Source organism: Streptomyces sp. NBC_01176 (assembly GCF_045039825.1).
In the GTDB taxonomy this organism is placed as follows: domain Bacteria; phylum Actinomycetota; class Actinomycetes; order Streptomycetales; family Streptomycetaceae; genus Streptomyces.
The window spans coordinates 7,437,582-7,458,488 of sequence record NZ_CP108600.1 but is presented as its reverse complement, the minus strand read 5'-3'; the positions used below and the strand labels follow the sequence as shown (position 1 = coordinate 7,458,488).

Here is a 20,907-nt window from a genome sequence, read left to right as displayed (position 1 = left end):
CGGCACGCGGCCCGCGCGCGTCCGCGCGGAAGGCGGCGCCCCGTGAGCGACTCCCCCGTGCCCATCCTCATGTACCACTCGATCGCCGCCGCGCCCAACGACGCGACGCGCGCCCTGTCCGTCGCACCCGAGGCGTTCGCCGAGCAGATGGCACTGCTCGGGGACCGGGGATTCACCCCGGTCGGCACGGCGGAGCTGGCGGCGGGGTGGCGCTTCGGCGCCGCCCTGCCCACCCGGCCCGTCCTGATCACCTTCGACGACGGATACGAGGGCGTGCACCGGCACGCGCTGCCCGTGCTCGCCAAGCACGGCTTCGCCTCCACCCTGTTCGTCTCGACGGGCTGGCTGCGCGGCGCGTACGACACCGGGGGCGGCCTCGACACGATGCTGAGCTGGGACCAGGTGCGCGAACTCGCCGCCGTACAGGTCGAGATCGGCGGGCACAGCCACACGCACCCGCAGCTGGACCAGATCGACGACGACGCGCTCCGGTTCGAGGTGCGGCGCTGCCGGGAGATCGTCGCCGACGAACTGGGCACCCGGCCCAGCTCGTTCGCGTACCCCTACGGCTACTCCAGCCGCCGGGTGCGCCGCGCGGTGCGGGAGGCGGGCTTCGCCCAGTCCCTCGCCGTCGGCAACGCCCTGGCGCGCCGGCGGCAGGGCCCGTACGCCCTGGAACGCGTCACCGTGCGCCGCAGCACCGGTGTCGAGGAGTTCGAGCGGCTCGTCGAGGGCCGTGCGATCGCCCGCAGTTTCGCCCGGGACCGTGCCCTGACCAAGGGGTACGCCATGGTCCGAAGAGCACGACAGGTCCGCCGGAAGGCCATTCGTTCCCGTGTCTGACACGACGACCACGACCCAGGCTTCCTCGCCCACGACCGACACGTCCGAACCGCGGCCGGGACGCCGGCTGCGCCTGCCCGGCCGGGGCCGCAAGGGCGGCGGAGGCGGCGGCAACCAGCTGTTCCGCAACGCCTACGCCCTGATGCTCAACACCGGCATCTCCGCGGTGCTCGGGCTCGGATACTGGCTGATCGCCGCCCGCTACTACACCGACTCGGCGGTGGGCCAGGGATCCGCCGCCATCGCCGCGATGAAGCTCCTCGCGGGGGTGACCGCGGTGACGCTGACGGGCGCCCTGGCCCGCTTCATCCCCGTCGCCGGGCGCGCCACCGGGCGCCTGATCTTCCGCACCTACGCGGGCAGTTCGGTGGTCGTGGCGGTGGCCGCCGTCGTCTTCCTGCTCACCCTGAACCTGTGGGGTCCCTCGTACCGCTTCCTGCACGGACCGCTCAACGGCCTCGGGTTCATCCTCGCGGTCGTCGCCTGGTCGCTGCTGACGCTGCAGGACGGGGTACTGACCGGGCTGCGCAGCGCGCTGTGGGTGCCGGTGGGCAACACCGTGTTCTCCGCGGTCAAGCTGGTGCTGCTCATCGGCCTGGCCGCCGCGATCCCCACCAGCGGTGTCTTCGTCTCCTGGGTCGCCGCGATCGCCCTGTCGGTCGTGCCGCTCGGGCTGCTGGTCTTCCGGCGCCTGGTGCCCCGGCACATCAAGGCGACCGAGGACCGTGCGAAGCCGCCCTCCCTCAGGGAGATCGGCCGCTTCCTCGCGGGCGACTACACCGGCTCCCTGTTCTCGCTCGCCGTGGTCTACCTCGTCCCGGTGATCGTCGCCTCGCAGGTCAGCTCCTCCGACAACGCGTACTTCTACATCACCACGACGATCGGCGGCACGGTCAACCTGCTCGCCATCAACATGGGCGCCTCGCTGACCGTCGAGGGTTCGCACGACCCGGCGCGGCTCGCGGCGAACACCCGGGCCGCGCTCAAGCGGATGGTCCGGATCATGCTGCCGGTGTGCGGACTGCTGTTCCTCGGCGCGCCGTTCATCCTGCACGTCTTCGGTGAGGGATACGCGCACGCGGCGACCCCGCTGCTGCGCTGGTTCGCGGTCGGCGCGCTGCTGCGGGTCGTCATGGAGACCTACTTCGCGGTGCTGCGCGCGCAGAGCCGCACCTCCGGGCTCGCCTATCTGCAGGGCCTGCTGTGCGTCCTCGTGCTCGGCCTGACGGTGATCCTGCTGCCCCGCATGGGGCTGACGGGCGCGGGCGTCGCGGAGATCTCCAGCCTCGCGGTGATCGTGTCGATCGCGGCGCCCCGACTGCTCAAGATCGTGCGGCACGCGCCGCCCGCCGAACTGCCGCAGGGCGCGGCGCCGGACGGCGACCTCGCCGACCTCGGCGCGCGCGACGTGCCCGCGGCCGAGCCGAGCGAGCCGAAGCGGCCCGCCTGGGCCCTCGACTCCGACACCCTCGCCCTCGGCATCCACGTCGACTTCGACCACCAGGAGCGCCGCCCGGACGTACGCCCGGGGCCGGGCACTCCGCCCAGCGGGACACCGACGGCGCGCCCCGACCACCGTCCGACCTGGGCGCTGCGCCCGCAGCCCCTGCCGACGCCGGTGGGACTGCCGGTCGAGTCCCGCGAGCCGGGCTCCGAGGCGTCCCTGGGCCCGGCGCAGGCTCCGGAGATCGACGCCCCCTTCGAGGCGGAGGGCAGCACGGACAGCACGCCTCCGGGGACGCCGGACACGCCGCGACCGGTCCAGGACGATCCGTACCCGGCGGACAGCGCCGCCCCGCCGCCGTCCCTGCTCGACCGTCTGCGCCACCCGTCCAAACCCGGCGTCGCACTCGCCTGTCTGCTGGTCTGCGCCCTGCTCCTCTACTGGGTCCCGGCACTCGGCCTCGACGACGCCTCCCTGGACCGGATGGGCGGCCTCGGCCTCATCTCCGTCCTGCCGCTGCCCACCCTCGTGGGCGCCGCCCTGCTGATCACCGTCTTCGCCTCGCTGCTCTGGCTGAACGGGGAGCACAAGGGACTGCTGCTCGTCACCCTGCTCGCCACCGTGGTCTCGCTGCACGCGCTGCCCGCGGTGATCGAGACCGAACCGCGGTTCGCGACGGCCTGGCAGCACCTCGGGTTCCTCGACTACATCGACCGGACCGGGTCGGCCGTGCCGGACCTCGACGCGCGCTGGAGCTGGCCCGGCTTCTTCGCGGCGGCCGCGTTCGTCGCCAGGGCCTGCGGCGCGGGCGACCTCACCGAGGTGATCCGCTGGTGGCCGCTGACCATGCAACTCCTCTACCTGGCACCGATGTTCCTGCTCGTGCGCTCACTGCGGGCGAGCTGGCGCGCCAAGTGGACCGGCATCTGGATCTTCGTCCTGAGCGGCTGGGTCGGCCAGGACTACTTCTCCCCGCAGGGCTTCACCTATCTGCTCTACCTCGCCTTCGTGGCGGTCCTCCTGGTGTGGTTCCGGGCACCGCGCGTGCTCTGGACGAAGGCACGGCCGGGCGAGGCGGAGGTCGAACCGACCGACCGGCGTCAGCGGGCCGTCCTGCTCCTGGTGCTGATCGGCCTGTTCGCGGCGAGCGTCCCGGCCCACCAGCTCACCCCGTTCGTGATGCTGGGTGTGCTCGCGGTCCTCGTCCTCGTCGGCCGCTCCGAACTGCGCGGCCTGCCCGTCCTGTTCGCGGTGCTGGTCTCCGTCTGGATCGGCTTCATGGCCGAGCCGTACTGGTCGGGGCACTTCAACGAGCTGTTCGGCGGGGTCGGCGGGGTCGGCAGCAATGTGTCGACGTCCGTCTCCGGCCGTATCCAGGGCGGCAGTTCGACCCACAAACTCGTCCTCTACGCGCGCGTGCTGCTGGCCGGCGGTGTGATGGCCTTCGCCTGCTGGGGCTGGTGGCGGCGGCGCGACCACAAGTACCGCGAGCGGTCGCTGCTGGTCCTCACCTTCGTGCCGTTCCTCGGTTTCGGCATGCAGTCGTACGGCGGCGAAATGGCCCTGCGCGTCTTCATGTTCGCCCTGCCCGGCGCGGCGCTGCTCGCCGGGCTCGCCCTGTTCCCGCGCACCGGTGTCACCGCGAAGGAGCGCGAGAAGGACCGGTCGAGCCTCGCCCCGCTCGCCGCCCTCGTGGCGGGCCTGCTCCTGATGGGCGGCTTCCTGGTGGCCCGCTGGGGCAACGAGTCGTTCGAGCGGATCCGGCCGGGCGAGGTCGCGGCCATGACATACGTGTACGCGCACGACGACCCGACCGTCCGGCTGCTGTGGCTGAGCAATGACACCGTGAACAACGTGACGCCCGCGATGCCGTGGGGCACGAAGGACATGGAGAAGGTCCAGTACGTGCCCACGCTGGCGCCGACCGATCCGGTCCTGGTGGCGGGTCTGGTCAAGTCCCTGAAGGACGCGGGCCCGAACTCGTACCTCATGATCAACCGCAGTCAGGTGGTCTACCTCCAGATGGACGTCGGCTACTCGGCGACCTGGCCCGCACGGCTCATCCACAGCCTCGACGACCGGCAGGACCTCAGGAAGGTCCTCGGCAACGGCGACGCCACGGTGTACGCGCTGCGCGAGCAGCCCGCGGGGAACGTCCCGAAGGCCGATCCCGGGCCGATCGGTCCGCAGATCACCTGGACGCCGTGGTCGGTCGTCGGCGCCCTGGCGGCCGTGGCGCTCGTCGTGATGCTGACCACGCGGGAGATCGTCCGGGTCGCGGTGCGGCCGAGCGTGCGGCAGCTGCGGTGGCTGCAGAGCAGCTTCTGGTTCTCGCTGCCGCTGCTGGCGGTACTGCTGGCCTCGCTGGTGCAGCGTTTCCTGACCATGAAGTGACGGGTCGGAACGGGTCGTACGGGGTGGGACGGCTCACCGGGTGAGCCACTTCACCCCGTACGCCCCCATGGCGAACTTCCGGCCGTCGACCCGCGCGCTGATCGGCCGGTCCTTGGTGTTCACCACGAGGACGGTCCTGTCGGTGGCGAGGACGCGCACGTTGGGCACGTCGTCGGCGGCGACGGACACCGTCTCGTACCTGGCCCCCGGTCCGAACGCCGCGCTGAAGCGGGAGACCAGGTCGAGCATGGGCAGCGCCGCGCCCCCGTCGGCGCCGTCGGTCGGCGTCCACAGACAGCCCGCGCAGCCGGAGCCCTTCTCCTCCTCGGGGTTCCAGTAGAAGCCCGAGGTGGCACCGCCGCGGGCCATCGCGATCATCCCGGCGGCCTGGACGGCGACGCGGTGGGTCTCGGACCAGCCCTTGCGGTCGTCGTTGCCGTCGGCCGGTTCGACGTAGTACTCGGCCCACCACAGCGGCAGGCCGTGCGTGCGCGCGCGCACCCAGTCCCCGACGGCCGTGAGCTTCTCGGTGGCCGTGAACTCGTCGGGCAGCAGCTCGTCGTCCTTGGTGTAGCTGGAGCCGTCCACGACGACGAAGTCGGCGCCCGCCCTGTGCTTGTTCCAGTAGTCGAACGCGTCGAGGACACGCTGGTCCATGGCGCCCCAGGTGCCCTTCACGGTCGTGGACGCGTTCTCCTTCTGGCGCGGGTCGAAGCTGTCCATGACGAGATAGGGCCCGCCGACCATGATGTCCTTGTCGACCTTCTTCAGCGCCTTGTAGACCAGGTTGTAGAGCTCCGTGTAGCCCTCGTAGTCCCAGCGGGCCTCCGCGTTGTTCCAGAAGCCCTTGAACTCGTTCCAGACGATGAAGTGACGTACGTCCGGATAGCGCCTGGCGACGGTCGCGGCGAGCTCGGCGTAGTCCTTGTAGTGGGCGCGGTCGGGGGCGGTCTCCAGGGACGCCTGGCTCCAGTTCGTGTGGTTCGCGCCGGGCCTGCCGCCCTTCATCCAGTCGGGCGAGCAGCACAGGGTGACGACCGGCGTGCCGCCGGACCTGCGGACGAAGTCGATGCGGCGGTCCATCTCGGTGAAGTCGTAGCGGCCCTTGGAGGGCTCGGGATTGCCGGCGCCCCAGCCCATGATGTGCTGGTTCTGCGGCAGTGACGGCTTCTCCAGCAGCCCCTCGACGCGCTCGGTGGCCGCGCCGCTGCCCTCGTCGGCGCTGAACTGGGTGTGGGTGAAGCCCCAGCCCACCGCCGGCTGCGGCGTCCCGGGCGGGGTGGCCGGTGTGCCGTGCACCTTGTCCCCGTCACGGGTCGTGCCCGCGGTGCTCGCGCCGTCCCCCGGCAAGGTGTTGAGCAGGGTCACCACCAGGGCCAGAGCGGCCACCCCCACGCCGAGCAGCGCGGTCAGCCGCCACCGCTGTGCCCCCGAATTCCACCCATGACGTCCCATCATGGGCAACAGTAACGGCGCGGATCGGCCGCCGGACAGGGCTTGTGGACGCACAGGATTGCCACATTTTCCGGGGATGCGGGCGCCCGTGGCCCCGCGGCGGCCACCCGGTCGTCCGGCCGGAAGGCGGCTGAACTGGGGCGCGTCCAGGGGAACACCGGCAACAGGCTGCGGAAATCCCGTGCGCGGGTCCCCTTGGTGACGGATCATGGCGGCATGTCTGCCAACCCACACGACGCACTGCCGATCCGGCTCAACGTCGACGACAGCGACTCGCCGTCGGATGTCGTCGACGCGCTGTTCCTCGGCCGCTTCGCGACGGGCGAGCAACCTCACTCGCACGCGGCGAACATCGACCGGGTACGGTCCGGGGCGACCCTGCTCCCACCGGGTGCCCGTGTACTGCGCTCCGCCCGCGACGACGACCGCAGCGCGACGCTGGCGGAGGGGGACGGCTGGACCCTCCTGGTGTCCCGCTGGAACCGGGGCGCGGACATCACGGTCACCGCGACCAGCGCCGAGCTGGCCGAGAAGGTCCTCGACCAGGCGACGGACGGCGCGGCGGACGAACCCGAACCGCAGCCCGAGAACGTGACGATGGGCTTCTGGTACGTGTCCCCGCGCCGCGGCCCGCACCGCACCACGCGGCAGATCTCCGCGGGCACGTGGGAGGAGGTCCGGCCGAACTACACCGGCCCGGTCGCCGACGCGATGGACGGCCTGATGAAGACGACCCCGGAGGACATCGCGGGCCGGCTCCTGCTGCTCCACGGCCCGCCCGGCACCGGCAAGACGTCCGCGCTGCGGACCCTGGCCCGCTCCTGGCGGGACTGGTGCCAGGTGGACTGCGTCCTGGACCCCGAGCGGCTCTTCTCCGACGTCGGCTATCTGATGGACATCGCGATCGGCGAGGAGGACGGCACGGGCAAGGGCCGCTGGCGGCTGCTCCTGCTGGAGGACTGCGACGAACTGATCCGCGGCGAGGCGAAGCACACCGCGGGCCAGGCCCTCTCGCGCCTGCTCAACCTCACCGACGGCCTCCTCGGCCAGGGCCGCAACGTCCTGGTGGGGGTGACCACGAACGAGGACCTGGAGCGCCTGCACCCCGCCGTGGTCCGCCCCGGCCGCTGCCTCGCCCGGATCGAGGTCGGCCCGCTGACCCGCTCCGAGGCCGTCGGCTGGCTCGGCACGGAGGAGGGCATCTCACGCGAGGGCGCCACACTGGCCGAGCTGTACGCGCTCCGCCGGGGCACCACCCCGACGTCGGTCCCCGACCCGCGGGACGGCGCGGACGCGGGGCTGTATTTGTAGGGCTCGGGGGGCCGCACGTCCGGGATAGCCGGGAGGCGTCGGGGCCCGGGGGTCAATCAGGACGCCGGGGGTACCCGGGACGCCGGGGGTACCCGGGACACCGGGGTAGCCGGGACACCGGGGGGTACGCGGAATGCCGGGAGCACTCTTGGCACCGGGAGCGTCAGATTCGGGAAGCCGGGGGCGTCCGGGGCGCCGAGAGCACCTGGGGCGCCCCGGCATCCGCCTCCCGGACTCCGGCACCCAGGACGTCGGACATCCGGCTCCCGGACGCCGGGAGCGTCTGAGGCGCCGGGCACCCGGTTCGGGACGCCGGGAGCACCCGGGACGCCAGGGCGTCAGGAGAGCACCCGACCCCCGAGAACGCGGGCCCGCGGACAGCCCGGCGCCTCCGCGGAGCGCATCCCCCGGGCCCCGGAGGGCGCGGGGCGTCGAGGGACGTACGCCCTAGGCCCCCTCGTCATAGGCCGCCCGCAGGGCATCCCGTACGGCGTCGAGCGCGGCGGACTCGGTCAGCGCGAGGCGCCGCACGCGCTCGGCGTACGCCTGCGCGGCCGACGCGGCCTCGCGCTCGGCCGCCGAACCGGCGGCAGCCACGAACGTGCCGTTGCGCCCCCGCGTCTCGATCACCCCGTCCGACTCCAGTGCCCGGTACGCCTTGGCGACCGTGTTCGCGGCGAGGCCCAGCTCCTCGGCCAGCCCCCGTACGGTGGGCAGCTTGTAGCCGACCGGCAGCGCCCCGGAACGGACCTGCCCGGAGATCTGGGCGCGCACCTGCTCGTAGGGCGCGGCCCCCTCATCGATGTGGATCTTCAGTGTCACGCGGCGATTGTCCCGTACCCGCGGGGTGATGGGAGGTACCGGAGCGGAGGCAGCCGAAAAATGAGAGGTGTCCGGAGCCGCCCCGCGCGTAGCGTGCGCGTCCATGACTGTGATCGTGGACGACCTCCGCCCCGACGACCGGCGGCAGACCGAGGGCTTCGCCCGTGTCCGCAACCGTGCGCTCCCCTACGTGCTGTACACCCCCGGCTCCCTCGCGTACGACGTCACCCACGCGCACCCCGACGCCCACTACCGCCCGCTGGTCGCCGAAGTGGACGGCGAGGTGGTCGGCACGGCCCAGGTCGGCATGGCGTACGACAGCCCGGAGCCGGGTCAGGGCTATCTCAACGTGTACGTCGACCCGGACCGCACGGGCCGGGGCGCGGGCTCGCTCCTGGTGCGCGCCGCCGAGAGGCACCTCGCGGCCCTGGGCGCGACCAGGCTCTTCGCCTGGGTCCTGGACGAGCCGGACAACCGGGCGTTCGCCGAGCGGCACGGCTACCGCGCCAGCCGCTCCGCCCACTTCCTCCGGCTGGACCTGGCGGGCGGCGCCCTGCCGCCGCGTCAGGACCCGCCGCCGGGCGTGGAACTGCGCGCGGCATCGGACTTCGCCGACGACCCGCGCCCGCTGTTCGCCCTGGACGCGGAGACGTCGACCGACGAACCCGGTGACATCCCGCACGAGTTCACGGACTACCAGGCCTGGCTGCGGGAGACCTGGCACCACCCCCTGTTCAGTGCCGAACTGACCACGGTCGCACTCGTCGACGGCCGGCCGGCCGCCTTCAGCGCGGCCCGCACGGACGGCGGCACCCGCTACGGCACCGTGATGACGGGCACCGCCGCCGCCTTCCGGGGTCGCGGCCTCGCCAAGCTCGCCAAGAACGACTCCCTGCACCGCGCCCGCGCCGCCGGCTGCACCGAGGCGTTCACCGGCAACGACAGCGGCAACGGGCCGATGATCGCGATCAACAAGTGGTTCGGGTACGAGATCTGCGGCACGGAGGTGCGCCATGTCCGCGAACTCGACTGACGGAACCCGCCGTCTGGAGGTGGTCCTCGTCAAGTCCGGCCGTACGAAGATCCGTTACCCGGCCGAGGTGCTCCACGACGACGGCACCCGGGTCACCGTCCGCGCGCCGTGGGCGGCCGGCGGCGTCCGTGACTTCGGTTTCGTACGGTTCGAGCCGGGTGACGTCCTCACCGAGCATTACTGGCGGGACCGCTGGTACGCGGTGAAGGAGGTCCGTGACGCGCGGGGGGTGCGCAAGGGCTGGTACTGCGACATCACCCGCCCGGCCACCGTCTCGGGCGGCGAACTGGTCGTCGAGGACCTCGACCTGGACCTTTGGTGCTCCGCGGACGGCACGGACGTACGGCGCCTGGACGAGGACGAGTTCGCGGCGAGCGGCCTCGCGACCAGCGATCCGGCGGCCGCGGCGGCCGCGCTCGCCGCCCTCGACACCCTCGAGCTCCTGGCCCGCAGGGGCGGCTTCGAGGCCCTGCCCGACCATGCGGCGTCCGACCACGGGCACCGGACGGACAGTACTTCCGCGTAGTCGGAGAGGCACAACGAGTCACCATCGACGGGTTCGGTGCGGGGAATTACCCCACGCCGTACGTGGTTCCTCTTTCAACGGTGATCGCCGCCGCTCCGACCTGGATTCATGTCGCCGTAACCAGCCGAGCGACCCGGAGTGACACCGACCACTGACAGTCAATCGTGATACTCGCCACAGACAGATCGCGACCGATGAGGAACTCTCCCCGCAAGGGTCTACCTCCGCACAACGACGGAATCGGGTAGACGCAAGGAGGCAGCCATGCGCCGTGTGACCGTGCAGAAGCCCCTGACCAGGTCGGACTCTCGTCGTGCGCGGGACAAGGCGGACGAACGTCCGGCCGAGCGCCCCGAAGTGCGCAAGGACATCCACCGCACGTGGTGGCCGGACGAGTGAGCCGCCCCGGCACCGGCCTGCGGAACGCGAGCCGTCAGAAGAGCCGCTTGCGGTAGTGGACGCGGTCGTACGGGCCGTCCACGCGACGCTCGACGACCTCGTAGCCGTACTTCGGATAGATCTTCCGGTTCTCCCACATCATCGCGTTCGTGAAGAGCCTCACCTCGGGCAGCCCGAGCTCCCGTGCGTGCGCCTCCACGAACGCCAGCAGCCGTCGCCCGACGCCCTTCCCCCGGGCGTCGGGGTGGACGGCGATGCTGTCGAGATACAGGTGGTCCTCGCGCGCCTCGACCACGACGAGGCCGGTCACGCCCTCCCCGGGACCGCCGGTGACGAACACCCGCCCCGCGGCCACGTTCGCCGCGTGGTCCGCGTCCATGGGCTGCGGCACCACCCCGATGCGCGCGATGTAGGGGTGGTACGCCGCGTCGGTCACGACCTTCACCGCGCCCACGTCCGAAGCGACGGCGCGACGGATCCCCGGTTCCTTCGAAGCATCGGCCACGACCCGAACGCTACCTGCCCGCACGGTGTGCGCCCGATCGGCGGCCTTCGTCCCGGCGGCCGAGCTGAGGTGCACCGACGGTGCTCCGCTCGTCACGGGCGGAACACCGCGCTCTAGAACTGCTGGTGATCGCGCGCCCGAGCTTCCCGAGCCGAGGTTCCCGGTATGCCGGCGGTGACGGACCCGTAGGGTTCGGCCCATGGTGACGGCGACTGTCCGCGAGTGGCGCGACGAGGAGGGGTGGGGCGTGCTCGACTCCCCCGAGACACCCGGCGGTTGCTGGGGCCACTTCTCGAACATCCAGAGGGAAGGGTTCCGCACGCTGTCGCCGGGACAGCGGGTGGACCTCCAGTGGGAAGCCCCCGGCTTCAAGCAGGACGGGTACGACTACCGGGCAGTGAACATCGTGCCTCGGGCCGCCTGACATCCACCCGATCGATCTCAACCCACGCATGCCACGACGGACGGCCGTGGACGACCACGGGCGGTGCGGCGCTCCGCCGCAGGTGGGACAGGACTCCCCAACCCCCCATCCTGAGCCCCCCGTTAGCCCCGCCTTAACGCGGCCATAAGGATCTCCCGCACCCGCCTCCAGCAGGCGATTCCACGGTTTCTTGGGGCTAGCTTGCTGATCACCCCCACGTGCTCAGGGCTGTTCGCCCGCTCAGGACCGTTCGATCGAGGAGCTCCCCCATGTCCGGTCGCCGAAAGGCCGCCCGTCTCGCCGCCGTCGGTTTCGCCCCGCTCGCCCTGACCGCGCTCGCCGCCTCGCCCGCCGCGGCGCACGGTTCGATGGGAGACCCCGTCAGCCGGGTCTTCCAGTGCTACGCGGAGGGACCCGAGAGTCCCCGGTCCGCCGCCTGCAAGGCGGCCGTCGCGGCCGGCGGCACCCAGGCGCTGTACGACTGGAACGGCATCCGGATCGGCGACGCGAACGGCCGTCACCAGCAGCGCGTTCCCGACGGGAAGCTGTGCAGTGCGGGCAACGACGAGTTCAAGGGCCTGGACCTGGCCCGCCCCGACTGGCCCGCGACGGCCGTGAGCGCCGGCGCGTACACCTTCAGGTACCGGGTGACCGCGCCGCACAAGGGCACCTTCGACGTCTACCTCACCAAGGAAGGGTACGACCCGTCGAAGCCGCTGGCCTGGGGGGATCTGGATCTGGCGCACCCGGTGGCCACGAAGACCGACCCCGCCGCGACGAACGGCTACTACACCTTCTCCGGCACCCTGCCGAAGCGCTCCGGCAAGCAGCTCCTCTACGCGGTCTGGCAGCGGTCGGACAGCCCGGAGGCCTTCTACTCCTGCTCCGACGTCACCTTCGGCGGAAGCGGCGGTTCGGGCAACCCCGGTTCGGCGGGCGGCGGTTCGGGCGGCAGCGGCTCCGGCAGCAGTGGTTCCGCCGGTGGCGGTCCGGGGGGCGGCGGCACGGGGAGCGGCGTCTCCCCCGCGTCGAGCGCGCCCGCGCCGGTCGCCTCCGCCCCGTCCGAGGAACAGATCGCCGACGGTGCCGACAGGTCGACGGTGCGGCACGACCACCACGACGGTACGGCCACTCCGGCCGCGGGTTCCCCCGCCTCCGGCACGTCCGGCGGCTCGGCCCCGTCCGGCGCCTCCGCCGCTTCGGCCGATCGGCCCGGGACGGCCGGTGCCTCGGAGGACCTCGCCGAGACCGGTGGCGACTCCAACACCCCGTACTTCGCGATCGGTGGGGCGAGCGCGCTGGCGCTGGGCGCGGCGGCGCTGTTCGCCTCGGTGCGCCGCCGCGCGGTGCACGGGGGCCGGCACGGCCGGTAGGGCGTGTTGCGGAAGTCCCGCCTGCCCCTTCTCGTATCGGTCGGGAAGGACTCCGGGTCCTGTCCGGCGGCTCAGGCCGGACAGGACCCGTCGGCGGGCCATGGATCAGCTGAACACCGAGGCGCAGTTGGTGGTGGTGGCGTGCGCGGGATCGAGGGCGTTCGCCGCCTCGTGGAAGGCGATCCGGTCGAGGAGGCCGATCGCCGCGTGCTCGGAGATGTCGACCGGGCACAGGTCCTGCAGCAGCACGTTGTGGACGTCGGATCCGGTGAGGAACTGCGAGCGGTAGGGGGTGACCACCTCGTCGTACCTGGTGGCGATCACCGTGTAGTGGACGCCCGGGACGGTGTCGCCGCCGGCGTTGAGCTTGGTCAGGAACGCGGACCCGGCGATCTGGTCCGCGAGCGCGGGCGTGGCCGCGGACAGCAGGTCCTCGGCGCCGGGGAAGTACGGCAGTAGCTTGGTCAGGCCGTCGAGGGTGGTGCCGTGGTTGTCGGGCGCGATGCCGACGAAGGTGTTCACCTTGGCTGCTCCGCCGAGGAACTTGAGGTAGTAGCGGGGCATCATGCCGCCCTGCGAGTGGCCGACGAGATCGGCCTTGGCGGCGCCGGTGGCGGCGAGCACCTTGTCGACGAAGACCTGGAGCTGTCCGGCCGACTTGTCGATGGGGCCGAGGGCGTTGAAGATCGGGACGCCGGGGAGCTGCCCGTAGTCGAGCGAGTAGACGCAGTACCCGCGGGCCACGAGGTAGGGCGCGAAGGACAGCCAGTTGTCCACGGAGTTCGCGAAGGTGCCGTGGACGAGAACGACGGGGCGGGGATGGCCGGCGGAGGGGCGGCAGGAGTAGTCGTTCCAGCCGCTGCTCGGCGCGGCGGCGTGGGCGGTGGCGGCGGGGACGACCGCGACGGCGGCGGCCAGCAGCAGTGCGACGAGGGGTCTGAGCAGGCGCTTCCAGGGCAGCATCGGGTGATCTCCTTGCGGCTCAAGGGAGTGACGGCGGCGTACGCCCTGTGATCCGGATCACGAGGATGCTGTTCACTCGTCAAGTTACGAGTGAGTAGCCCAACTGTGAAGTTACGCGTCAGTAAAAACTTCCAGTGGTAGTCGGCCGTGCTGGTATGCGCCGTCGCACCGTCACCAGGCAGGCCTGATCGGACCGTAGGGCGCGATCCGCAGCAAACGCTCGCGCAACACGCCCACCTCACCCTCTCCGAGCAGCTCGGCCCACGGCCGGACGGCCTCCGCCGCCGACTCCTCCGCGGCACGCGTGCAGGCCCGTCCGCGCTCGGTCAGCACGATCAGGCGGGCGCGCGCGTCATCGGGGTGCGGGTGCCGTTCCACGTACCCCTTGCGCACCAGCTCGTCGACGAGCTGGCTCGCGGCCTGCTTGGTGACCCCGAGGTGCGCCGCGAGCTCGGTGACCGTCGCGCCGTCCGGAGCGAGCCGCGTGAACGCGAAGCCGTGCGCGGGCCGCAACCCCTCGAACCCGCGCGCGACGACACCCTCGTGGATGCGCTGCGTCAGCTCACCGGCGACGGCGAGCAGGGCGGCGGACAGGGCCATGGCCTCGGAGTTCTGCACGGAAGCATTGAAACACTCCCCGCCCATCGGTCAAGCGACTTGACTATGTGGTCAAGCAGGTTGACCATATAGTCAAGTCGCTTGACCATTTTCGTCCACGCGCCACGGAGGCCAGCCATGCCCGTCGTCCACCCGTCCGACGCCGTCGTCCACGAGATCCACGGCGCCCGTTTCGTCTCGTACGCCACTCCCCTCAGCGGCAGCAAGGAGCTGTGCGCCTGGCGGGGTGAGATCCCCGCCGGGACGAAGGCCCCTGTGCACACGGTCAACCGTGAGGAGATCTTCCATCTCCTCACCGGGGAACTGCTGATCACGCTCGACGGCCGCGCCGAGCGGATCACCGCGGGCGACACGGTGATCATCAACCCCGGCACGGCCTTCGGCGTCGAGAACCCCACCGGTCGGACCGCGACCTCCTGGGTCACCACGTCCATCGGCCTCCGGGCGGAGCTGGCCGACGGCTCGGTCATCACTCCGCCCTGGGCCAACTGACCCTGTGGGCGGTTCGGTTCGAGTCGTCGCCGACGGGGGCCCGCGCGGCCGGCGACGAGCGGCGCGATCGCGTACGGCCCGGACCCCACCCACGCCCACCGGGTCGAAGGTCGCGGCAGGCATGCCACCTGCCGCCGATTGGCCCGCGAGCCGGTAGTCGGCGCCAGGGACACTGGCGCTCCGATGCCGCGCTTGGAGGAGTTGCGATGCAGGTAGCCGTGGTCACTTTCGACGGGTTCAACGAGCTCGACAGCTTCATCGCTTCCGCGCTGATCAACCGGTGCCGCAAGGACGGGCTGGAAGCCTTCATCACGACGCCGACGCCGGTGGTCACCTCGATGAACGGCGTCGAGGTGACCGGGCAGCGTCCGATGGAGTTCGTGACCGAGGCCGACGTCGTACTGATCGGCAGCGGGGTGAAGGCGAGGGACGTCGTCGCCGACGACCGGCTGATCTCCAGGCTCCGGCTCGACCCGTCGCAGCAACTGATCGGGGCACAGTGCTCCGGCGCGCTGGTGCTGGCCCGGCTCGGGTTGCTGGGTGGCATGCCGGTGTGCACGGACATGAAGAGCCGGCCCTTCGTCGAGGCGTGCGACGTCACCGTGCTGGACGCCCCGTTCCACGCCGAGGGCAACATCGCCACGGCGGGTGGCTGCCTGGCGTCCCAGTATCTGGCCACGTGGGTGATCACCCGCACGCTCGGGGAGGACGCCGCGCGCGGTGTCCTCGACTACGTGGCCCCGGTCGGCGAGAACCAGGAGACGGCCGAACGCGCCCTGCGCGCCGTCCACGCGGGCGAGGCCGCACTGCGCTGACGGCGCGCGACCGGCCCCCTGTGGGCGACGACGGTGGCAACGGCCGTCCCCCTGAGGAGGCTTGCACGGCGCTGAGGGCACCCCCTATGGCAGGGGACGCCCTCAGCGTGTCGTTCATCAGTCGACGGTGCCGTGCTCCACGGGGAAGTCCGGGGGCCAGGGCTGGGAGAAGTCGAACAGGGACGGGTCCTCGAACTCGCGGGCCGCCTCGCGCCACGAGGGATCGCCGGAGACGACGAAGCTGTCCCCGTCCGGTTCGATCATCCAGGTGAAGGCCGCATCTTCCGCGGGGAGGTCATGGCGCTCCTGCAGCACCGCGAACTCCGCGCCCGTCGCCCGGCGGACGTGGATGCCCTTCTCGTAGATGGGCTTGAGCAGCATGAGCTCCACATGGCCGAAGTACACCTCGACCCGGGTGTCCGTTGCGTCGACGGCAAGGGCGTCGCTGCGCAGCAGCAACTGCCGGTGCGACGCCGCGAAGCCGACCACCCGGAACAGCCGCCCCTCTCGTGCGAGATCTGGCATTCTCCGCGTTCTCCCTGTCCTGACAAGCGGAGCCCCGCCGAGCCGGAGCCTCTTCGGCTCGGCCGCGGCGGAGCCCGGTGTCATCCGCCGACTGGTCGGCCCCTGGCCGACGTTGAGGTGGTGGGCCACGAGGAACTCCGCGTGGCCGCGGGGCTCGCCGAGGGCGTTGAAGGCTTTGCAGCGGCTCTCGTCGACGCCCACGAAGTATGCCTTCATGGCAGCGAAGCTCTTCAGGTCGCCACCCAGGGTATGGAGACGCCCGGGGCTATTGGTGGGTCGGGGTTCTGCGTGTGGATGCGGTGGCCAGGGTGGCAGGGCGTACCGCTTCCGCCCCGAAACGGCGGCGGGCCCGGTCCGCGGCGGCCTCGGTGGCGCGGGCCCGGGTGTCACCCGGGTCCAAGGAGAGCTGGCGGTAGGCGCCGCCGGCCGGCAGCAGGTCGTCGGCGCGGAGCGCGAAGGCGCGGACTCGTGCTCGCTGCAGGCCCAGGGCGGTCAGCAGGCCCAGAGCGGTCGCGGCGAGGGCCGGTGAGTGGTCGGTGGGTTCCGTCGACGTCCGTGAGCGCGTGGTGGAACTGCGGTCGGCGTACCGCACCGTGAGAGTGACCCGGCCGGCGACCTGGCGTTCGGCGCGCAGGCGCTGACCGATCCGGTCGGCGAGTCCCAGGACGGCTCGGTGATGTTGTGCCGGATCGAGGCAGTCCCGGTCGAGCACGAGGTCGGCGGTCAGGTGGGCCGCTGGGGCCGTCGGGGTGACCGGGCGGGGATCACGGCCGCGGGCCCGTTCGGCCAGCAGTCGGGCCGAGCCGGCTCCGAGCAGCCGCTGCAGGGTCGCCGCGGGGATGTCGGCGACCTGGCCGATGGTGTGCAGTCCGTATCTGTTGAGCGTGTCCGCGGTGGCGCGGCCGATCCCTGGCAGCGCGGTGACCGGGCGGGGACCCAGCCAGGCCTCGGCCTGCCCGTCACGGATCCAGGTGGTGTCACCCGGTGCGGACGCGTCGGCCGCCATGGCCGCCAGCATCCGGTTGTTCGCCAGGCCGGCACTGCTGTCGATGCCGTACAAGGCCTTCAGCCTCATCTTCGCCAACTGGACCACGTCGTACGGGGACAGATCGAAGTACCGGAGTGCCGATGTCAGGTCGAGCTGGACGGCGTCGGGCGGGACGGCCTGGACGTGCGGCGTGATACCGGACACCAGTTCGATTATGTCGGCATACTGATCCTCGGTCAGTGCCGCGTGCAGGTGGAGGTGGGCGATGTGCCGCCGTCGGATGGTCATCCCGCGCTCCCGGGGCTTCGGTGGCCGAACTTCTTCAGGTCGGCCGAGCGGGTGCCGGCCGGCTGCAGGTCGGCGTACGGGTGCAGCCGAGCGCCCGTGGTGCCGTTCGCCAAGGTGCGCCGCGGCGGGGCGGGCACCGGCTGCGGCCGCCCCCGGACCGGCTGGGCGGGGGTCGGGTGCGGATGGTCGGCGCCGAGGAGGGCGAGTGCGGCCTCGGGTCCGTTGTCGCGGCGGGCGGCGGCGATCTCGTCCAGGTCCCAGGCCATGGTGCCGACGACGGTACGGCGGGTGCCGCGCACCTGGACCGTGCCGCGCACCAGCAGCAGCCCGCTGTGGAAGACGGTGTACGCGCAGGCCGGGTGGGAGTCCTCGAAGAAGGCCAGGTCGACCAGGCCGGAGCCGTCCTCCAGGGTGACGAAGATGACGCGCTTGCCGCTGGCGATCGGCGGGGTCTGGGTGGAGGCGCGGACGCCGGCGACCAGGACCTGCTGACCGGCGCGCAGCCCGGCCAGGTGCGCCGCGTCGGTCGCGCCGATCTCCCGCAGCAGCCGGTGGTGATGCTCCATCAGATGCCGGGAGACGTCGATGCCGAGGGTGCTCAACTCGGCGCTCAGGGCCTCGCGTCCCGTCATCTCCGGCAGACCACTCGGCTCCGCTCCCCCGACCGCGCCCGTGTCGATGGGCAGTTGGCCCGAGCCCGCGGTCCGGTTACGGGACTGCCGGTGGAGTTCGGCGATCTGCAGCAGCAGGTCGCGGCGCGTGAGGCGGCCGTCGTGCAGGGAGTTCAGGGCGCCGATCCCGGCGAGGCGTTCGGCGACGGGTCTGCCGGGACGGGCTCGCTGCCAGAAGTCCGACAGGGATCCGTACGGCTGGCCCTCCTCGATCCGCGCGCACTCGTCCTCGCTGATGCCGTGCACCGCGGACAGCGCGAGCCGTACGCCCCACTGATCTCCGTCCGCCTTCTCCACGGTGTGCTTCACCTTCGAGTGGTTGATGTCGACGGGCAGGATCGGCACACCGCGCCGACGGGCGTCGGAGACCAGGACGCGCTTGGGCCACATCCCGGGGTCGTGTTCGAGCAGGCCGGCCAGCAGGAACGCCGGATAGTGGGCCTTGAGCCAGGCGCTCTGCAGGGCGGGTACGGCGAAGGCGACCGCGTGGGCGCGACAGAAGCCGTACGCGCCGAAGGCCTCGACGGTCTTCCAGACCTCGTCCCGTACCGCCGGGCTGTACCCACGGACGTGCGCCTGACGGTGGAACCAGTCCTTGATCCCGGGCAGTCGGCCCTTGTCGCCGAGCGCCCGTCGGGCGATCTCGGCCAGCGCCCGGTCACAGCCGGTCATCACCGACAGCGTCTCGATGATCTGCTCGTGCCAGATGGTCACGCCGTAGGTGTCGGCGAGCACCGGCTCCAGGTCCGGGTGGGCGTAGGCCGGCGCGCCGCCGTGGCGGGCGGCGATGTACCGCTCGGGCATGCCGCCGGCGACCGGTCCGGGACGGAAGAGACTGATGTCGGCGATGACGTCCTGCGGATCGCGGGGCTGGAGGCGGGACAACAGGTCCTGCTGGCCGGGTGACTCCAGCTGGAACAGGCCCAGGGTCTGGCTCTCCTGGATGAGCTTGAACGCGAAGACGTCGTCGAGCGGCACCTGCCGCGGGTCGTCCAGCTCGATGTGGTTGCCGGTGGCCCGTTCGATCTCGGTGACGGCGTGGGCCATCGAGGACAGCATCCGGACGCCCAGGACGTCCAGTTTGATGTTGCCCAGCGCCTCGACCTCCTCCTTGGCCGCCATCGCCATCGGGTAGTCGCCCTGGGGGGTGGGTTGGACGGGCAGACGGTCCAGGAGCGTCGCGTCGCTGATGACCACGCCGCAGGGGTGCATGGCCATGCCGTGGACCAGGGAGTCGAGGCCTTCCGCGAGCTCCCACAGAGGCCCGTAGCGGTGCGCCTCGGCCGCCAGCCGGCGCAGTTCGGGCAGTTCGGCGAGCGCACCGGTGATGTCCGCGGCCCGCAGGTGCGGGAAGCTCTTGGCGATCCGGTCGACGTCCGCGGGCGCGATCCCGAGGGCGAGGCCGGTGTCCCGCAGGGCCCGGCGCGCCCGGTAGGTCTCGGGCATGGCGGTGACCGCCACCCGTTCCTTGCCGAACCGTTCGAAGATCACGTCGTAGCACTCCAGCCGACGCGCGGACTCCACGTCGATGTCGATGTCGGGCAGCGAGGCGCGGCGCACGCTGAGGAAGCGTTCGAACAGCAGGCGGTGGTCGAGCGGGTTGGCCGTCGCGATGTCCAGCGCGTGGCAGACCATCGACCCGGCGCCCGAGCCGCGGGCCGCGACGCGGATGCCCTTGGCCCGGATGTCGGCCACGACCTGGCCGACGGCGAGGAAGTACGAGTCGTAGTTCAGCTCGGAGATCACGTCGAGCTCCTCGTCCAGCCGGTCGAGCACCGCCCGGTCGTGGTCGAGGCCCCGCCGGGCCAGGCCGGCCTCGCACTGCCTGCGCAGCAGTTCAGCGGCTCCTCGCGCGCCGGGCTCGGCGCCGAAGATCGACGGCTCCGGGAAGTGCGGGACGCCCAGCCCGAGGTCCGCCCGGGGATCGATGGCGCACGCGGCCGCCGTGTCGGCGGTGTCCGCCATCAGCCGGCGGGCCCGCCGGACGTCCGCTCCGGCGCATTCGGCGACCATGCGTGCGACGACCGTCATCGCCCGCTCGTCCTTGAGCCAGCGCTGCCCGCTGTCCAGACGGCGCCGGTCGATCGGCCGCAGCAGCCGGGCCGCGTCCAAGACGTCGGCGAGACGGTGCTGGTCGGGGTCGGCGTAGCGGACGGCGTTGGAGAGCACAGCGGTGGTACGGGTGCGGTCGGCCAGGGTGAGGGTGCGGGCGGCCAGGCGCAGGGATCCAGGACCCGTGCCGAAACGTTTCTGCGCAACGACTTCCAATCGGACCTCGCTCCCGAAGATCTCCTTCCAGGGCGCCAGCAGCTTCATCGCGACGTCCTCCCTGCCCACCGCCAGCGCCCGGACCGGCTCCGAGAGCGGCCCGAGCAGCACCGTCAGTCCGGGACCACCGTGCTCGCGCAGCGCCTCCCACGGCACCACCGGCGGCGTACCGGAAACGGCGCCGGCATAGGCGGCCGAGGTGATGCGGCACAGCCGCGCCCATCCGGCCCGGTTCTGAGCGAGCAGCACGAACCGCAGAGACGGTTCGATCACGTGCGCGCCGCCGCGCGCCGGAGTGCGGCGGCGCTGAGCGGGTGGCGGGGGCGCCAGGGCCTCCACCGCCAGGTCGACACCGAAGACCGGCCGCACCCCCGCCTCGGCACAGGCCCGAGCGAACCGGACGGCGCCGGTGACCGTGTCCCGGTCGGTGAGTGCGAGCGCCGTCATGCCTCGGTCGGCCGCGCGCCGGACGAGCTGCTCGGGATGGGCGGCGCCGTAGCGGATGGAGTAACCGGACGCGACGTGCAGATGGGCGAAGCCCGCCATGTCGCACCTCCATCACTCCACCCCTTTTCGGCCATACACCCGATATCTTCATCGTACGCTCGTTCGATTACTCTAGCCCCATCAGCCCCGGTCAGCGATCCGATTCGAACACATCAGCGATTCTTTGGCGAGGGGAGCCGCGGCCGCAACAGGCACCGCCCCGTCACCTCCCCGGCGGGAGGGCGCAGTTGGGGAAAAACACCT

At 71.8% G+C, this 20,907-nt stretch carries 18 protein-coding genes; 10 read left to right on the top strand and 8 right to left on the bottom strand.

Annotation, left to right across the window (positions count from 1 at the left end):
• Positions 1-42: 42 nt before the first annotated feature.
• Positions 43-843, top strand: coding sequence for a polysaccharide deacetylase family protein (locus OG199_RS32335; protein WP_356803426.1), 801 nt, complete (start codon positions 43-45; stop codon positions 841-843).
• A complete protein-coding gene (locus tag OG199_RS32330; RefSeq protein ID WP_405832434.1) occupies positions 836-4,681 on the top strand; it encodes a lipopolysaccharide biosynthesis protein in 3,846 nt (1,281 codons plus the stop codon). Before OG199_RS32335 ends, OG199_RS32330 begins: the two co-directional genes overlap by 8 nt.
• 33 nt (positions 4,682-4,714) lie before the next feature.
• Here OG199_RS32330 and OG199_RS32325 read toward each other — a convergent pair whose 3' ends face one another.
• Positions 4,715-6,136 carry a GH39 family glycosyl hydrolase gene (locus OG199_RS32325; protein ID WP_405834742.1) on the bottom strand — a complete coding sequence of 474 codons (1,422 nt, stop codon included), beginning with the start codon at positions 6,134-6,136 and terminating at the stop codon, positions 4,715-4,717.
• 216 nt (positions 6,137-6,352) lie between these two features.
• Between OG199_RS32325 and OG199_RS32320 the strand changes: the two genes are divergently transcribed.
• A complete protein-coding gene (locus OG199_RS32320) occupies positions 6,353-7,447 on the top strand; it encodes a DUF5925 domain-containing protein (RefSeq protein WP_356803430.1) in 1,095 nt (364 codons plus the stop codon).
• 447 nt (positions 7,448-7,894) lie between these two features.
• On the opposite strand, the gene OG199_RS32315 is transcribed toward OG199_RS32320, so the two are convergent.
• Positions 7,895-8,269, bottom strand: coding sequence for a GntR family transcriptional regulator (locus OG199_RS32315; protein ID WP_266698008.1), 375 nt, complete (start codon positions 8,267-8,269; stop codon positions 7,895-7,897).
• A 103-nt stretch (positions 8,270-8,372) separates the two neighbouring features.
• On the opposite strand from OG199_RS32315, the gene OG199_RS32310 reads away from it, so the two are divergent.
• The 3 genes from OG199_RS32310 (at position 8,373) to OG199_RS32300 (ending at position 10,227) form a co-directional block, all read left to right on the top strand.
• Positions 8,373-9,302, top strand: a complete 930-nt coding sequence (locus tag OG199_RS32310; protein ID WP_405832431.1) for a GNAT family N-acetyltransferase — start codon at positions 8,373-8,375, stop codon at positions 9,300-9,302.
• Positions 9,283-9,828: a DUF402 domain-containing protein gene (locus OG199_RS32305; RefSeq protein ID WP_405832429.1), complete on the top strand. Its 546-nt coding sequence runs from the start codon at positions 9,283-9,285 to the stop codon at positions 9,826-9,828. Before OG199_RS32310 ends, OG199_RS32305 begins: the two co-directional genes overlap by 20 nt.
• A gap of 264 nt (positions 9,829-10,092) precedes the next feature.
• Positions 10,093-10,227: a hypothetical protein gene (locus tag OG199_RS32300; RefSeq protein ID WP_356803436.1), complete on the top strand. Its 135-nt coding sequence runs from the start codon at positions 10,093-10,095 to the stop codon at positions 10,225-10,227.
• A gap of 34 nt (positions 10,228-10,261) precedes the next feature.
• Here OG199_RS32300 and OG199_RS32295 read toward each other — a convergent pair whose 3' ends face one another.
• On the bottom strand, positions 10,262-10,732 hold the full coding sequence (locus OG199_RS32295) for a GNAT family N-acetyltransferase (RefSeq protein WP_405832427.1): 471 nt from the start codon (positions 10,730-10,732) through the stop codon (positions 10,262-10,264).
• A gap of 199 nt (positions 10,733-10,931) precedes the next feature.
• Between OG199_RS32295 and OG199_RS32290 the strand changes: the two genes are divergently transcribed.
• A complete protein-coding gene (locus tag OG199_RS32290) occupies positions 10,932-11,156 on the top strand; it encodes a cold-shock protein (RefSeq protein WP_401802993.1) in 225 nt (74 codons plus the stop codon).
• A gap of 269 nt (positions 11,157-11,425) precedes the next feature.
• Complete coding sequence (locus OG199_RS32285) at positions 11,426-12,529, top strand: lytic polysaccharide monooxygenase (RefSeq protein WP_405832425.1); 1,104 nt, start codon at positions 11,426-11,428, stop codon at positions 12,527-12,529.
• Between the two features lie 105 nt (positions 12,530-12,634).
• Here OG199_RS32285 and OG199_RS32280 read toward each other — a convergent pair whose 3' ends face one another.
• Both OG199_RS32280 and OG199_RS32275 read right to left on the bottom strand, forming a co-directional pair.
• Complete coding sequence (locus OG199_RS32280) at positions 12,635-13,492, bottom strand: triacylglycerol lipase (RefSeq protein ID WP_266698019.1); 858 nt, start codon at positions 13,490-13,492, stop codon at positions 12,635-12,637.
• A gap of 171 nt (positions 13,493-13,663) precedes the next feature.
• Positions 13,664-14,110 carry a MarR family winged helix-turn-helix transcriptional regulator gene (locus tag OG199_RS32275; RefSeq protein ID WP_405832423.1) on the bottom strand — a complete coding sequence of 149 codons (447 nt, stop codon included), beginning with the start codon at positions 14,108-14,110 and terminating at the stop codon, positions 13,664-13,666.
• Positions 14,111-14,227: 117 nt separating this feature from the next.
• Between OG199_RS32275 and OG199_RS32270 the strand changes: the two genes are divergently transcribed.
• Complete coding sequence (locus OG199_RS32270; protein ID WP_266705817.1) at positions 14,228-14,602, top strand: cupin domain-containing protein; 375 nt, start codon at positions 14,228-14,230, stop codon at positions 14,600-14,602.
• Positions 14,603-14,808: 206 nt separating this feature from the next.
• Positions 14,809-15,417 carry a DJ-1/PfpI family protein gene (locus tag OG199_RS32265; RefSeq protein WP_356803444.1) on the top strand — a complete coding sequence of 203 codons (609 nt, stop codon included), beginning with the start codon at positions 14,809-14,811 and terminating at the stop codon, positions 15,415-15,417.
• A 117-nt stretch (positions 15,418-15,534) separates the two neighbouring features.
• On the opposite strand, the gene OG199_RS32260 is transcribed toward OG199_RS32265, so the two are convergent.
• From OG199_RS32260 to OG199_RS32250, 3 genes are all read right to left on the bottom strand, one after another.
• Positions 15,535-15,942 carry a hypothetical protein gene (locus tag OG199_RS32260; RefSeq protein ID WP_405832420.1) on the bottom strand — a complete coding sequence of 136 codons (408 nt, stop codon included), beginning with the start codon at positions 15,940-15,942 and terminating at the stop codon, positions 15,535-15,537.
• Between the two features lie 265 nt (positions 15,943-16,207).
• The gene (locus OG199_RS32255) at positions 16,208-17,218 is read right to left on the bottom strand and encodes a DNA polymerase thumb domain-containing protein (protein ID WP_401803004.1); all 1,011 of its coding nucleotides are present in this window, start codon (positions 17,216-17,218) and stop codon (positions 16,208-16,210) included.
• Positions 17,215-20,703, bottom strand: coding sequence for a DNA polymerase III subunit alpha (locus OG199_RS32250; protein WP_405832418.1), 3,489 nt, complete (start codon positions 20,701-20,703; stop codon positions 17,215-17,217). Before OG199_RS32250 ends, OG199_RS32255 begins: the two co-directional genes overlap by 4 nt.
• Between the last annotated feature and the right edge of the window lie 204 nt (positions 20,704-20,907).